The organism is Oricola sp. (assembly GCF_965230365.1).
Taxonomy (GTDB): Bacteria; Pseudomonadota; Alphaproteobacteria; order Rhizobiales; family Rhizobiaceae; genus Oricola.
The window spans coordinates 3,861,909-3,875,719 of the sequence record NZ_OZ246003.1 but is presented as its reverse complement, the minus strand read 5'-3'; the positions used below and the strand labels follow the sequence as shown (position 1 = coordinate 3,875,719).

The 13,811-nt window shown below is 62.8% G+C and carries 12 protein-coding genes; 8 read left to right on the top strand and 4 right to left on the bottom strand.

What is annotated here, in order from left to right:
- Window positions 1–55 precede the first annotated feature (55 nt).
- Both ileS and ACO06R_RS18770 read left to right on the top strand, forming a co-directional pair.
- Window positions 56–2,977: an isoleucine--tRNA ligase gene (ileS, locus tag ACO06R_RS18775; RefSeq protein WP_421853734.1), complete on the top strand. Its 2,922-nt coding sequence runs from the start codon at window positions 56–58 to the stop codon at window positions 2,975–2,977.
- A 134-nt stretch (window positions 2,978–3,111) separates the two neighbouring features.
- Window positions 3,112–3,771 carry a hypothetical protein gene (locus tag ACO06R_RS18770; RefSeq protein WP_421853731.1) on the top strand — a complete coding sequence of 220 codons (660 nt, stop codon included), beginning with the start codon at window positions 3,112–3,114 and terminating at the stop codon, window positions 3,769–3,771.
- Here the strand turns inward: ACO06R_RS18770 and ACO06R_RS18765 are convergent.
- Window positions 3,768–4,199 (bottom strand): nucleoside deaminase, encoded by a 432-nt coding sequence (locus ACO06R_RS18765; protein ID WP_421859515.1) that lies wholly within the window; start codon window positions 4,197–4,199, stop codon window positions 3,768–3,770. The two genes, ACO06R_RS18770 and ACO06R_RS18765, sit on opposite strands and share 4 nt — an antisense overlap.
- 103 nt (window positions 4,200–4,302) lie before the next feature.
- Between ACO06R_RS18765 and ACO06R_RS18760 the strand changes: the two genes are divergently transcribed.
- From ACO06R_RS18760 to ACO06R_RS18750, 3 genes are read left to right on the top strand one after another with little or no spacing between them, the layout of a single operon-like run.
- Window positions 4,303–5,895, top strand: coding sequence for a pseudouridine synthase (locus tag ACO06R_RS18760; protein WP_421853728.1), 1,593 nt, complete (start codon window positions 4,303–4,305; stop codon window positions 5,893–5,895).
- A 3-nt stretch (window positions 5,896–5,898) separates the two neighbouring features.
- Window positions 5,899–6,468, top strand: a complete 570-nt coding sequence (rsmD, locus tag ACO06R_RS18755; RefSeq protein WP_421853725.1) for a 16S rRNA (guanine(966)-N(2))-methyltransferase RsmD — start codon at window positions 5,899–5,901, stop codon at window positions 6,466–6,468.
- The gene (locus tag ACO06R_RS18750) at window positions 6,461–7,348 is read left to right on the top strand and encodes a patatin-like phospholipase family protein (protein ID WP_421853722.1); all 888 of its coding nucleotides are present in this window, start codon (window positions 6,461–6,463) and stop codon (window positions 7,346–7,348) included. The genes rsmD and ACO06R_RS18750 overlap by 8 nt, the downstream gene beginning before the upstream one ends.
- A gap of 15 nt (window positions 7,349–7,363) precedes the next feature.
- On the opposite strand, the gene ACO06R_RS18745 is transcribed toward ACO06R_RS18750, so the two are convergent.
- The 3 genes from ACO06R_RS18745 to ACO06R_RS18735 are packed head-to-tail and all read right to left on the bottom strand — an operon-like array spanning window position 7,364 to window position 11,083.
- Complete coding sequence (locus tag ACO06R_RS18745; protein WP_421853719.1) at window positions 7,364–8,794, bottom strand: MATE family efflux transporter; 1,431 nt, start codon at window positions 8,792–8,794, stop codon at window positions 7,364–7,366.
- A gap of 4 nt (window positions 8,795–8,798) precedes the next feature.
- Window positions 8,799–9,221, bottom strand: coding sequence for a VOC family protein (locus tag ACO06R_RS18740; protein WP_421853716.1), 423 nt, complete (start codon window positions 9,219–9,221; stop codon window positions 8,799–8,801).
- The gene (locus ACO06R_RS18735; RefSeq protein WP_421853713.1) at window positions 9,218–11,083 is read right to left on the bottom strand and encodes a monovalent cation:proton antiporter-2 (CPA2) family protein; all 1,866 of its coding nucleotides are present in this window, start codon (window positions 11,081–11,083) and stop codon (window positions 9,218–9,220) included. The genes ACO06R_RS18740 and ACO06R_RS18735 overlap by 4 nt, the downstream gene beginning before the upstream one ends.
- A 158-nt stretch (window positions 11,084–11,241) precedes the next feature.
- On the opposite strand from ACO06R_RS18735, the gene ACO06R_RS18730 reads away from it, so the two are divergent.
- From ACO06R_RS18730 to ACO06R_RS18720, 3 genes are read left to right on the top strand one after another with little or no spacing between them, the layout of a single operon-like run.
- Complete coding sequence (locus ACO06R_RS18730; RefSeq protein ID WP_421853711.1) at window positions 11,242–12,579, top strand: TldD/PmbA family protein; 1,338 nt, start codon at window positions 11,242–11,244, stop codon at window positions 12,577–12,579.
- Window positions 12,580–12,582: 3 nt separating this feature from the next.
- Window positions 12,583–13,413, top strand: a complete 831-nt coding sequence (locus ACO06R_RS18725) for a 3'(2'),5'-bisphosphate nucleotidase CysQ (protein WP_421853709.1) — start codon at window positions 12,583–12,585, stop codon at window positions 13,411–13,413.
- A 44-nt stretch (window positions 13,414–13,457) separates the two neighbouring features.
- Window positions 13,458–13,697, top strand: coding sequence for a DUF4170 domain-containing protein (locus ACO06R_RS18720; protein ID WP_421853707.1), 240 nt, complete (start codon window positions 13,458–13,460; stop codon window positions 13,695–13,697).
- Window positions 13,698–13,811: the final 114 nt, after the last annotated feature.

The following is a 13,811-nucleotide window of genomic DNA, read 5'->3' as shown; positions in this document are numbered from 1 at the left end:
TTTCCGCTAATGACCGCTGCAGCCGATCCGCGCAGCCCATAACGATTGCAGACCCATGACCGACAACGCCGAAACAACCACGCTCGACTATTCGAAAACGCTCAACCTGCCGCAGACCGATTTTCCGATGCGCGCCGGCCTTCCCAAGAAGGAGCCGGAAATCGTTGCCCGCTGGCAGGAGATCGACCTTTACCGGAAGCTGCGCGAGGACGCTGCGGACCGTCCGCGCTACGTGCTGCATGACGGTCCGCCCTATGCCAACGGCAACATCCATATCGGCCATGCGCTGAACAAGATCCTTAAGGACGTGATCACGCGCTCCTTCCAGATGCGCGGCTATGACTCCAACTACGTGCCCGGCTGGGACTGTCACGGCCTGCCGATCGAATGGAAGATCGAAGAGCAGTACCGCGCCAAGGGAAAGAACAAGGATGAGGTGCCGGTCAACGAATTCCGCAAGGAGTGCCGCGACTTCGCCGACCACTGGATCAAGGTGCAGACCGAGGAGTTCCAGCGGCTCGGCATCGAGGGCGATTTCGACGAGCCCTATACGACCATGAACTTCCACGCCGAGGCGCGCATCGCGGGCGAACTGCTGAAATTCGCCATGTCCGGCCAGCTCTATCGCGGCTCCAAGCCGGTCATGTGGTCGGTTGTCGAGCGCACGGCACTGGCGGAGGCCGAGGTCGAATACCAGAATTACGAGTCCGACACGATCTGGGTAAAGTTCCCGGTCACCGGCGGTTCGGACGAACTGCTCGATGCCTTTGTTGTGATTTGGACCACCACGCCTTGGACGATCCCCGGCAACCGGGCGATCTCCTTCTCATCGCGCATCGCTTACGGCCTCTACGAAGTCACGGCGGCCGAAAACGATTTCGGTCCGCAGCCGGGCGAGAAGCTGGTCTTTGCCGATGCGCTGGCCGCGGAGAGCTTTGCCAAGGCCAAGCTGCAGTTCCAGCGTCTGCGCGATGTGTCGTCCGACGAACTGGCCGCCATCACCTGCCATCACCCGCTGCATGGTTTTGGCGGTGGCTACCAGTTTCTGGTGCCGCTGCTCGACGGCGAGCACGTCACTGACGATGCGGGCACCGGCTTCGTCCACACCGCGCCCGGGCACGGCCGCGAGGACTTTGACGCCTGGATGGACAATGGGCGCGATTTGGCGGCGCGCGGCATCGACACCGCGATCCCGTTCACCGTCGACGATGCCGGCTACTTCACCAACGACGCGCCGGGCTTCGGCCCTGACCGCGACGGCGGGCCGGCGCGAGTCATCGACGACAAGGGCAAGAAGGGCGACGCCAACAAGGCTGTCATCGAGGCGTTGATCGCCGCCGACCGGCTGTTCGCGCGCGGCCGGTTGAAGCACACCTATCCGCATTCATGGCGCTCCAAGAAGCCGGTCATCTTCCGCAATACGCCGCAATGGTTCGTGCACATGGACCTTGATCTCGGCGACGGCTCGACCCTGCGCAGCCGCGCGCTCAAAGCCATCGACGACACCCGCTTCGTGCCGCAGGCCGGCCAGACCCGGCTGCGTTCGATGATCGAGGACCGGCCCGACTGGGTCCTGTCGCGGCAGCGCGCCTGGGGCGTGCCGATCTGCATCTTCGCCGACGCCGACGGCAACGTCCTGAAGGACGACGCCGTCAACGCCCGCATCCTTGCAGCTTTCGAGGAGGAGGGTGCCGACGCCTGGTTTGCCGATGACGCCAAGGAGCGCTTTCTCGGCAACGACCACGATCCGGCGATCTGGACGCAGGTCACCGACATTCTCGATGTCTGGTTCGATTCCGGTTCCACGCACACCTTCACACTGGAAGACCGCGACGACGTGAAATGGCCGGCCGATGTCTATCTGGAAGGCTCCGACCAGCACCGCGGCTGGTTCCACTCGTCGCTCCTGGAAAGCTGCGGCACGCGCGGCCGCGCACCCTACGAGACGGTGATCACACATGGATTCACCATGGCCGAGGATGGCCGCAAGATGTCGAAGTCGCTCGGCAACCAGGTCTTCCCACAGGACGTGATGAACCAGTCCGGCGCCGATATCCTGCGCCTGTGGGTCATGAACACCGACTATTGGGAGGATCAGCGTCTCGGCAAGACGATCATCCAGACCAACATCGACGCCTATCGCAAGATGCGCAACACGATCCGCTGGATGCTGGGCACGCTCGCCCATGACGAGGGTGAGGCGGTTGCCTATGCCGATATGCCTGAACTGGAGCGGCTGATGCTGCACCGGTTATGGGAACTGGAGACGATCGTCGACAAGGATTACGACGACTTCGACTTCAAGCGCATCGCGCGCAACCTGCTCGACTTCATGGTCATCGAACTGTCTGCGTTCTATTTCGACATCCGCAAGGACGCGCTCTACTGCGACGGGCCGTCGAGCGTCCGCCGCAAGGCGGCATTGCAGGTCGTCGACCACATCTTCGAGCGGCTGGTCACATGGCTCGCGCCGATGCTTCCCTTCACCATGGAGGAGGCTTGGCTGTCGCGTTATCCGGATGCCGTTTCGGTTCATCTCGAGCAATTCCGCACCTGTCCGGACGCGTGGCGTGACGACGCGCTCGCGGCAAAATGGAAAAAGGTGCGCAAGGTTCGCCGGGTCGTCACCGGTGCGCTTGAGATCGAGCGCAAGGAAAAGCGAATCGGCTCTTCGCTGGAGGCGGCACCGGTCGTCCATGTCGCCGACGAAGAACTGCGCGCGGCGATCGACGGCCTCGACATGTCGGAAATCTGCATCACTTCGAGCATCGCCGTTTCGCCCGAACAGGGCCCGGCGGGCGCGTTCGCGCTTGATGATGTTGCAGGTGTAACTGTGGTTCCGGCGGCGGCGAAAGGCCGCAAGTGCGCGCGGTCTTGGCGCGTGACCGAGGATGTCGGCAGCGATAGCGCGTTTCCGGATGTTTCGGCGCGCGATGCGGCCGTGCTGCACGAGTTGCAGAGCCTCGGGCGGCTCTGAAGGAATTCGCGCCGGTCGACGATCATTGCCCATCGGCGCGAATTTAGGTAATTGAACATGAATTCGCCGGATTTAGCGTTCAGCGCAGTGACTGGACACGCCGGGCAACCGGCACAGGAATGGCAATACTCGTTATGAAGCATAGACAGGGCCTCGTCGCGATTCGCACGCCGATCGCCATTGCCGCAGCCGCTTTTCTGCTGTCGGGTTGTCTCGGGCCGACCTACGGAACGGAAAAGTCGACGACCGAGCATCTGTTCTCGGACTTGCGCAATGCCGCCAATCTGCGGCCGAAGCGCCCGGAACCGATCAACTACACGCCGCGGCCGGAACTGGTTAAGCCGACGAACACGGCCAGTCTGCCGGCGCCGCAGGAAAGCGTTGCCGCGACTTCGCCAGACTGGCCGGAATCGCCCGAACAACGCCTCGCGCGCATTCGCGCTGAAGCCGATGAAGGCAATATCCAGCCAGGTCTGGCCGCGACGGTGCAGACGGATCCCGATTTGCGCAAGAGACAGGACCTGGGAGCAAGTCCGCGCGACTATGGCGATACGCCGATCGAAGCCGCGCGCCGCGCGCGCGCCGACCGGGAGCGCCGCGCCGAAAAACGTGTGGAACAGACTGCGCCGAAGCGCCGTGTCTATCTGACCGATCCGCCGGACGGGTTCCGGGATCCTGCGCCAACAGCTGATTATGGCGATCTCGGTGAGACTGAATCGTCGAAGGAGCGTGCGCGCAAGCGTGCTCTTGCCGAACCGAAATCAGGTTGGCGGGCGCTCGTCCCCTGGCTCTAATCCCGCCTGGAGCGAAAGAATTCTCTTAACAACAAGGCGGCTTCGGATTCTCCGATGCCGGCATAGACCTCCGGCGCATGGTGACAGGTCGGGGTCGAATAGAACCGCACGCCCGAAACGACTGCACCGCCTTTCGGATCTTCGGCGCCGAAATAGAGCCGCCGGATCCGGGCAAAAGAAATCGCCGCCGTGCACATCGTGCAGGGCTCCAGCGTAACGTAGAGATCGCAGCCTTCCAGCCGTTCCTGAGCGCGTTTCTTGCAGGCTTGGCGAATGGCCAGAAGCTCGGCATGCGCTGTCGGGTCGTTCAACTCGCGGGTCCGGTTGCCGGCTTCGGCCACGACCGCGCCGTTAGCGACGATGACCGCACCGACGGGAACTTCGCCGCGTTCGCCGGCAAGCCTTGCCTGTTCTAGCGCGAGGCGCATGAAATCGGGAAACCTGGCGGCGTGTTTGTCGATCGGCGGCAAAAGTTTTTCTCGCAACTGGACAACCCGCCTGATAACGAGCCGATAAAGAGGCAAACAGCAAATGGCCAAGGAAGACAAGCCCCGCAGGGGGCGCGACAAGCCCGCAGGAAAACCCGCCGAGGTTCGCGGAGGCGCGGTACGATCGCGCGGCTACAAGGACCGTCCGGCAGGCGGTGGCGGCGGCAAGCAAGGCAAGCCGCACGAGAAATCACGCGGCTTCAAGGATCGTCCGCAAGACCGGGTTCGCGGGAAGGACCCGGCGGCCAGAACGCTCCGCGAGGAAAAGCCGGCCGCCGCGCCGGCCGGTGCCGACGCGGATGCGATGCCGGAGCGGATTTCCAAGCTGCTGGCGCGCGCCGGTGTCGCTTCGCGGCGCGATGTCGAACGCATGATCGAAGCCGGCCGGGTGACGGTCGACGGCAAGGTTCTCGACACGCCTGCTTTCAATGTGACAGGCGCCGAGACCATCCTGATCGACGGAGAGCCGATCCCGGAAGTCGAACGGACGCGGCTGTGGCTCTATCACAAGCCCGCCGGGCTGGTGACCACAAACCGCGATCCGCAGGGCCGGCCGACCGTCTTCGAGCGATTGCCCGGCGATCTGCCGCGCGTGCTGTCGGTGGGGCGGCTCGACATCAACACAGAGGGTTTGCTGCTGCTGACCAATGATGGCGGGCTGGCACGTGTCCTCGAACTGCCGCAAACCGGTTGGCTGCGCCGATACCGGGTGCGTGCGCATGGGCGCATCGAGCAGGCGCGACTGGATGAGCTGAAGAACGGCATCGCGGTTGATGGTGTGTTCTACGGCGCGGTCGAGGCGGAGATCGAGCGCAAGCAAGGCAGCAATGTATGGCTGAACGTTGGATTGCGCGAGGGCAAGAACCGTGAGGTCAAGAACATCCTCGGAGCACTCGATCTGGAAGTCAATCGCCTGATCCGGGTATCCTACGGTCCGTTCCAACTCGGCGAGTTGCCGGAAGGATCGGTGCTGGAGGTGCGGGGGCGCACATTGCGCGACCAGCTTGGCGCGAAGCTGATCGAAGAAGCGGGATCGAATTTCGATGCACCGGTGCGCAAGCCGTTCTCCAATCGACCGGTCAGGGCTGGTGATACCGAGCCTCCGCGTGCGCAGGTCACCAAGCGTGGCGACTGGGTGACGTCATCGCATGAGGGGCCACCCAAACGCTACTCCGGCAAGACCGCTAGCCGCGATGAGGCGCTTTCGCGACTGGATACGCGCAATCCGCGCAACCGTGCGAAACCGAAATCGGCGCCTGGCGGTGAAACTGACAAGCAGCGGCATAGCCGCGCTGCCAATGTGTGGATGGCGCCGGGTGCGCGCCCGCGCAGCGGACCCGGTGCCAAGAGCCGTTCGGACACAACGGATACTGGATCGCAGGATCGACAGGTACGGGAAAGCCGCGGCGCGTCCGGTCAGCCTGCGGGCCGGAAGCCGGGTGCCGACAGGGGCCGGGCCGACATATCGGGGCAGGGCAAGCCAAGACACGACAAGCCAAGACACGGCAAACCGGGACAAGGTAAGCCGGGACAAGGCAGGCAGGGACAAGGCAAACCGGCACACGGCAAGCAGGGTCCGGGCCGGCAAGGTCCGGCAAGGCGTGGCAAGCCGGGCGCCCGCCCGCGCAGGGACTGACCGATGCGTGTGGTTGGCGGCGCATTCAGGGGACGTACGCTCGCCGGTCCCAAACCCGGCAGCATGTCGATCCGACCGACAACCGACCGGGCGCGCGAGAGCTTGTTTAACATCATCGCCCATGCATGGCCGCACAAGCTGGATGGTGCGCGCGTACTGGACCTGTTTGCGGGCACCGGTGCCATTGGTATCGAGGCGCTGTCGCGCGGCGCTGCCAGCGCACTTTTCATCGAGCAGTCCGTCGAAGGCCGTGGGCTAGTTCGCCGCAACGTGGAGACGTTGGGCCTGCAGGGACGCACGAAGCTGTTCCGCCGCGACGCCACGCGCATGGGCGATATCGGAACGATGCAGCAATTCGATGTGGTGTTCGCCGATCCGCCTTATGGCAAAGGGCTCGCCGAACCCGCATTGCGTTCGCTGCACGCTGGCGGGTGGTTGCGGCCCGGCGCATTGCTGGTCGTCGAAGAAAGCGCGACAGCCGAATTCACGCCACCGGAAGGGTTTATGCTTGCCGACGCGCGCGAATTCGGCGAGACCCGTATATACTTCGTCACCGGTGAAGCAGATGGCTGAGACGACAGTACTTCGCAAACAGAACACTGGCGGGCAAAACGGTCCGTCGATCGCGGTCGCCTTTGGCGGCGGGGGCGCAAGGGGCCTGTCGCACATCCACGTCATTGAGGCGCTGGACGAACTCGGTATCCGGCCTGTCGCGATCAGCGGCTCCTCGATCGGGGCAATGATGGGCGCGGCGATGGCCAGTGGCATGACCGGTCGCGAGATCCGCGAGTACACGCTCGGCATTCTCGGAAACCGCGCCGACGTGGTCGCCCGCCTGTGGCGTCGTCGGCCGGCAAGCATCGTCGAGATCGCAGATCGCGGTTTCAGGATCGGCCAGTTCGACATCGAGAGGATCGTCCGCAATTTCATGCCGGAGCGGTTTCCGCATGACTTCGGCGAACTGCGCATCCCCCTGTCGGTGATCGCGACGGATTTCTACGGACACCACGAAACGGTTTTTACCGATGGCGACCTGTGGTCGGCGATTGCCGCCTCGGCCGCGATTCCCGCCCTTTTCAGGCCGGTCCGGCGCGATGGCCGCATCTTTATCGATGGCGGGATTTTCAATCCCGTTCCCTACGACCACGTCATCGGCAAGGCCGATATTGTGATAGGGATCGATGTTATCGGCACGCCCCGTGGCGATCCGCGCCGCATCCCCAAGACGGTCGACAGCCTGTATGGCACCTCGCAGCTGATGATGCGGTCTATCCTCAAGATGAAACTGAAGATGCAACCGCCGGATGTCTTCGTGCAGCCGCCCGTTTCAACCTTCCGCGTCATGGACTTTCTGAAGGCGAATCAGATCATCAAGGAGACGGCGCCGATCCGCGACGAGTTCAAGCGCAAGCTCGAACGCGCCATCGAGGCAAAGGCAAAGGCCGACGCCTGAGCGGGTGGATTCCATTCAGCCGAGCGTCGATGCCTTGCCCGTTGTGAATGGCGATTGCGCGGCAGGCGGTGGACCGGGAATCTCGTCCAGGTCGTGCCCGTCGCGCTTCTCGATTTGGGCGATCACGCGGAAGCACACGATCACCGATATGATCCCGAACAAGACCGCACCGAGCGCCCAGCCGCCAATGACGCCGATGGCGCCGTAATATACGGCGCCAAACCAGACGAAGGGGATCACGCCGAGCGTCGAGCGGCCCCAGTTGAATACGGTCGAGTAAAGCGCATAACCAAGATTGTTGAATGCCGCATTGGCCACGAACAACGCGCCGTTGAACAAGAAGCTGGCGCTCGCAATCACACAGAAGAACACGATCAGTTCACGCGCTTCGCCGGTGGCCTGGAACAAGTCCGCGATGTTGCTTGCGAAGAACGCCAGCAACGCCCAGACGACTGCGACATAAGCAAGCGTGAACAGCAGCGCATCGCGCATCGTTTGTGACAGGCGATGATAGAGCTCGGCGCCGTAGTTTTGCGCGAGTATTGGGCCTACAGCGCCCGATAGCGCGAAAATAACGCCAAAGGCGACCGGGATCAGCCGCCCGACGATCGCCCAACCGGCAACCGCGCCGTCGCCGAACTCGGCGATTTGCGCCGTGACATAGGCATTGCCGACCGGTGTCGCCAGCTGTGTCAATACCGCCGGGCTGCCGATCTGCATGAACGGCCGCAGTGTTTCGCGGAACTCGGTCAGATTGGGCATCTTGACGAGGTCATGCACGATCGCCGCCCCATGCAGCCCGATGACGCACAATACGCATCGCGAGATCACCGTGGCGATCGCCGCGCCGGTCAGTCCGAGGTCGAAGCCGAAGATCAGCAGCGGGTCCAGAGCCGCCGAGACCACACCGCCTGCCAGCGTCACATACATGGCGCGTCGCGCGTCGCCGACGCCGCGCAGGATGCCTGACGCGCACATTCCGACCGCGATGATCGGAATCGAGGGGATCACGATGCGCAGAAAATGGACCGCGAGATCGAGCGTCTCGCCCTTGGCGCCAAGCAGCGCGGTCAGTTGCGGCGCGAATATCCACGCCAGGACCGCGATCACGGCCATCACTGCGGCGGTGAAGATCAGCGCTGTTCCGCCACGCATTGCGGCGAGGTCGCGGTTGCCGGCGCCGAGCGCCCGCGCCACCAGAGCGCCAGTCGCGATTGTCATGCCGATCGCCACGGCGACGGCGAAAAACATCAGCGTACCTGCATAGCCGATCGCCGCTGCCAATTCGTCCTGGCCGAGCAGTGAGATGTAGAACAAGTTCAGCGCATCGACGGCGAAGATTGCGACCAGTCCGATGGACCCGGTCATCGTCATCACCACGACATGGCGCATCGTCGACCCGGTCGTGAACTTCGCACTTTCGTTGCCTTGCGTCCGCGAAGCCATCGGGTCAGGCCGCGAAAATCGTGTCGAAGGAGGCAAAGCCCTTGAACTCCAGCGCATTGCCGGACGGATCGCGGACGAACAGGGTAGCCTGCTCGCCCGGCTCACCGGCGAAGCGGACCATCGGCTTGCAGATCCAGTCGATACCGGGAGTTGCTTCCAGGCGCTCGGCGAAGGATTTCCATTGTTCCATCGTCAGCACCACGCCGAAGTGAGGGATCGGCACGTCCGTGCCATCGACCGCGCCGGAACCGCCGCCATGTGCCCCGCCTTCGCGCAGATGAGCGGACATCTGATGGCCGAACAGGCTGAAATCGAACCACGTATCCGCCGCACGTCCGGCCTCGCAGCCAAGCGTCTCGAGATAGAACCGCCTTGCCGTTGCCAGGTCGTGGACCGGGAAGGCGAGGTGAAACGGCGTGACGCTCATGTCGCCCCCTTGTCGAATGCCGGCGGATTCCCGTCTTCATCTAACACCGGCAGACTGTCGTCACCGCTGTCCTCGGTATTAATGATTTTCAATTCGCGGACCGGCTTGATCAAGGGTTCCGGCATTACCGGCTTGGTGTGCAGCATGTGGCCGCCTGCATAGATGCCTTCCGACTGCTGGATCTTCAGTCGCTCCGCATCCCGTTTCTCCACGTCTTCGGCGATCGCGCTGGCGAGTTCTTCGCTGGCGCCGAGCGCTTCCAGGGTGCGGCGGCCGAATTCCAGGCCGGATTTGAATGTCTCGCGCATCTCGTAGTCGACGCCTTTTGATCTCAGCTCCAGCGTATGGGTGCGGTCATAGGAGCGCACATATAGGATCACATCGGGAAACTCCGACTGTATCATCTCCACGATCTTGTCCGTCGTTTCCTTCTTCTGCGTCGTTACCGCGACGATCTTGGCCCGTTTGATGCCCGCAGCCTCAAGAACATCCTTGCGGGCGCCGTCGCCGAAGTAGATCCGAAATCCGAACTTTTGCGCCGAACGCACCCGGTCCGCAGAATGATCGATAATTGTGACATCCGATCCGCCGGCGAGCAGAATCTGCGAGGCGATCTGGCCGAAGCGGGAGAAGCCGATCATCAGCACATCGGCGCCACCGCCGCCGCCGGCGAAGTCTTCGTCCATCTCCTCGTGGGTGGTTTCGTGCAGGAAACGCTCCCCGGCAGCGACGCAAAGCGGTGTCAGGGCCATGGAAATCGTCACGACAGAGATCAGCTGCGACGCTGTTTCGGTGCTCAGAATGCCGATTGCGGTCGCGGCGGAGAACAAGACGAAGCCGAATTCGCCGCCTTGCGGCAGCACCAGCGCGGTGCGTACGCTGACATCGTGATCGGAACCGAACCATCGGCACAGCGCATAGATGATCGCGCCCTTGACTGCCATCAGGATCGGAACTGCCATCAGGATGGTCAGCCAGTTGTCGCGGATCACGGAAAGGTCCAGCGACATGCCGATCGCCATGAAAAACAGACCGAGGAGCAGTCCGCGAAACGGCTCGATATCGGCTTCGAGCTCGTGACGGTAGGACGACTCGGCAAGCAGCACACCGGCGATAAAGGCGCCCATCGCCATTGACAGGCCGGCGATCTGCATGAGCAGCGCCGAACCGAGAACGACCAGAAGAGCGGCGGCGATCATCGCCTCGCGCGCGCCAGTGTTGCCGATCACCTGGAACAGCGGATTGAGTAGGTATCGGCCGGAGAAGATCAGGACACCGACCGCCGTCAGCGCGATCAGGAATGCGACGACATCGTTGCTGCCGCTGTCGAGAGCTGCCGGCGCCAGGAACGGCAGCAAGGCGAGAAGCGGCACGATGGCGATATCCTGGAATAGCAGGATCGCGAATGACTTACGGCCATGGGTGCGGTTGATTTCGCCACGTTCGCCGAGGATTTGCAGCGCAAATGCCGTTGACGACAGCGCCAAGCCGAAACCGATCGCCGCAGCGGCATTGAATTGAAACCCGGCGGCAAACATCGCCAGCAGGGTGAGAACGACGCCGGTCAGCATTACCTGCACCAAACCGAGGCCGAAGATGTCCTTCCGCAATGTCCATAGTCTTGCGGGTTTGAGTTCCAGGCCGATGATGAAGAGGAGGAAGACGACGCCAAGTTCGGCGAAAGTCAGGATTTCCTCGCCTTCCGTGACCACGCGCGCCAGCGGGCCGATAACCACGCCGGCGGCGAGATAGCCAAGCACGGTTCCGAGCCCGATTCGCTTGAACAGTGGCGCTGCGATGACCGCGCCGCCGAGAAGCACGACCGCTTCGGTAAAGAAACCAGGTGATGCCCCACCCGCCATTGCCGTTCTCCAGTGCCGGAGCCGATCCGGCGTACATTTCGTCTATAGCCGCCTTGATGCGGCGAGTACCGGGCAATACATGTCAGCCGGATTGATTTTCGAAGCTTTTGTAGGCGTTTTTGCGCCGACAGCAAATCCACAAGAAGACCGGAGCCAGCATGGAAGACCATACCCAGAGCCTGATCGATCGCGCCGCATCCCTGGTCGAGGCTGCAAGAAGCGCCGGTGCCGATGCCGCCGACGCCGTGGTCTCGCGTTCGCGTTCGAAAAGCGTCTCCGTCAGGCTGGGCAAGGTGGAAGGCACCGATGCCTCGGAAAGCGACAACTTCTCGCTCCGGGTTTTTGTCGGAGAGCGTGTCGCGAGCATATCGGCGAATGTCACCGGCGATGCCGCAGCGCTCGCGGAGCGGGCTGTCGCCATGGCCAAGGTCTCGCCTGAAGATCGCCATAACAGGCTTGCGCCGCAAGACCGACTGGCCGGATCTTTCCCTGATCTCGGCCTTTTCGATGACACCGAGGTTGCATCCGAGCGCTTGACCGACGACGCGCTCGCCACGGAAGACGCAGCACGCGCGGTCGATGGTGTGACCAACTCGTCGGGCGCCAGCGCGTCGAGTGGTTCGACCGGCATGGTGCTGGTGACGTCGCACGGCTTTTCGGGGGCATACCGCCGGTCCGGCTTCTCGCGTTCGGTCAGCGTCATCGGAGGCGAAGGGACCGGCATGGAACGGGATTACGATTACTCGTCGAAGCTCTACTTCGCCGATCTGCGCGCACCCGCAGATATCGGCAAGGAAGCCGGCGAGCGTGTGGTGCGGCGGCTAAATCCCCGCAAGGTCGAGACACAGACAGTGACCGCGATATACGATCCGCGCGTGGCGCGCGGCATGCTCGGTCATCTCGCCGGTGCGATCAATGGCGCAGCCGTGGCGCGCAAGACGAGTTTTCTGAAAGACCGGATGGGCGAACAGGTCGCCAATGCGGCTGTCACGGTCATCGACATGCCGGGCAAGCCACGCGGCCATGGGTCGCGGCCTTTCGATGGCGAGGGTGTGGCGGGCGACACGCTGACCATGGTTGGCGAGGGCGTTCTCAACCACTGGTTCCTTTCGACGTCGATTGCCAGCGAACTGGGGCTCGAAACGAACGGCAGAGGCGTTCGAAGCGGGACATCGGTTTCCGCATCGTCGACCAATCTGGCGCTCAAGGCCGGCGCGCAGTCGCCAGAGGAAATGATCAAATCGGTCGGCACCGGATTCTACGTGACCGAAGTGTTCGGTCACGGCGTCAACATGGTGACAGGTGAATACAGCCGCGGCGCATCCGGCTTCTGGATCGAGAACGGCGAGATCGCTTTTCCGGTATCCGAAGTGACGCTGGCCTCCAACCTGCGCGACATGTTCATGCGAATTGTTCCGGCAAACGATCTCGACGAGGATTACGCCACAGCGGCACCGACGCTTGCGATCGAGGGGATGACCCTTGCGGGACAATAGTCGGTGACGGATCGGACAACGGGCAAGCGGCGGGCTGCCGCCGAAGACATTCGTGAGCTGGAACTGATAGGTTCCGCGGCCGCCGAGGGTGGCCGGATCGCGATGCAGTACTTTTCAGGCGCGAATGCGCTCGATGTTCGCTTGAAGAACGGCCGTTCGCCAGTCAGTGCGGCCGATCTCGAAATCGATGAATATCTGCGCCGCATGCTGACGAAAGCCCGCCCCGAATATGGCTGGCTCTCCGAGGAAAGCGCCGACGCCGCTGGCGCAGCGCGTCACTCGGCCCGACGTACTTTCATCGTCGATCCGATTGACGGCACTCGCGCCTTTATCGACGGCGCCGATCAATGGTGCGTATCGATCGCCGTCGTCGAAACCGGGCGTGCCGTGGCGGGTGTGCTGGTCTGCCCGGCGCTCGCAACGACCTACGCAGCGGTTCGCGGCGGCGGTGCGACCAAGGACGATACGCCGATCAAAGTACAAACAAGCGGGCCGGCGCTGTTGGTCGCCGCGGCAAAGCCGGTGATTGATGCCCTCAACCAGCGTCTTGGGGACAGTCTGCAACACCATCGTCACGTCCCGTCTCTGGCCTATCGGTTGGCGCTCGTCGCCGAGGGGCGGATCGATGCGACTATCGTCAAGCCCAAGTCGCACGACTGGGATATTGCGGCTGCCGGCCTGATTCTCGAGGAGGCCGGCGGGCGCTTGTGCACTCTGGATGGCGGCGAGGTTTCGCTCAACGGACGTAACGTCGCCAAACCGGCGCTCCTTGCCGGCCGTGATTGTCTTCTTGAGCGCATGTTAGGTGTTGTGAGCGAAGATACATTCGGTTAAGCGTCTGCGCATAAAAACCGCGTGTTTTATTGGGGTTGTGTGACATGCCTGACAGTCAGCAAAACGACCAGCTCCTGCACTTGGTCTTCGGCGGGGAATTGGAAACACTCGATGGGGTGCGGTTCCGTGATTTGAGCGATCTCGACATCGTCGGCATCTACCCGAATTTCAAAGCCGCACAGGCCGCATGGAAGGCAAAGGCGCAGCAAACGGTCGACAATGCGCATATGCGCTACTTCGTTGTCCATCTCCATCGGCTGCTCGATCCGGAGGAGGACCACTAGAGCAGAGCCCGCCGGCAGTTCGGCAAGATGGCCGAAATAGCGGCGGAGCTTCGCGACTGGTGGTATACGCCGGCATACGGCGAACAGCATGGATGGGGAAACGACAATAGCAAA

Coding starts and splice junctions, on each gene's coding strand:
- ACO06R_RS18745 (WP_421853719.1), bottom strand. CDS start 8,794: ATGGCTTCGCGGACGCAAGGCAACGAAAGTGCGAAGTTCACGACCGGG.
- ACO06R_RS18730 (WP_421853711.1), top strand. CDS start 11,242: ATGGAAGACCATACCCAGAGCCTGATCGATCGCGCCGCATCCCTGGTC.
- rsmD (WP_421853725.1), top strand. CDS start 5,899: ATGCGTGTGGTTGGCGGCGCATTCAGGGGACGTACGCTCGCCGGTCCC.
- ACO06R_RS18750 (WP_421853722.1), top strand. CDS start 6,461: ATGGCTGAGACGACAGTACTTCGCAAACAGAACACTGGCGGGCAAAAC.
- ACO06R_RS18720 (WP_421853707.1), top strand. CDS start 13,458: ATGCCTGACAGTCAGCAAAACGACCAGCTCCTGCACTTGGTCTTCGGC.
- ACO06R_RS18760 (WP_421853728.1), top strand. CDS start 4,303: ATGGCCAAGGAAGACAAGCCCCGCAGGGGGCGCGACAAGCCCGCAGGA.
- ileS (WP_421853734.1), top strand. CDS start 56: ATGACCGACAACGCCGAAACAACCACGCTCGACTATTCGAAAACGCTC.
- ACO06R_RS18740 (WP_421853716.1), bottom strand. CDS start 9,221: ATGAGCGTCACGCCGTTTCACCTCGCCTTCCCGGTCCACGACCTGGCA.
- ACO06R_RS18770 (WP_421853731.1), top strand. CDS start 3,112: ATGAAGCATAGACAGGGCCTCGTCGCGATTCGCACGCCGATCGCCATT.
- ACO06R_RS18735 (WP_421853713.1), bottom strand. CDS start 11,083: ATGGCGGGTGGGGCATCACCTGGTTTCTTTACCGAAGCGGTCGTGCTT.
- ACO06R_RS18765 (WP_421859515.1), bottom strand. CDS start 4,199: ATGCGCCTCGCGCTAGAACAGGCAAGGCTTGCCGGCGAACGCGGCGAA.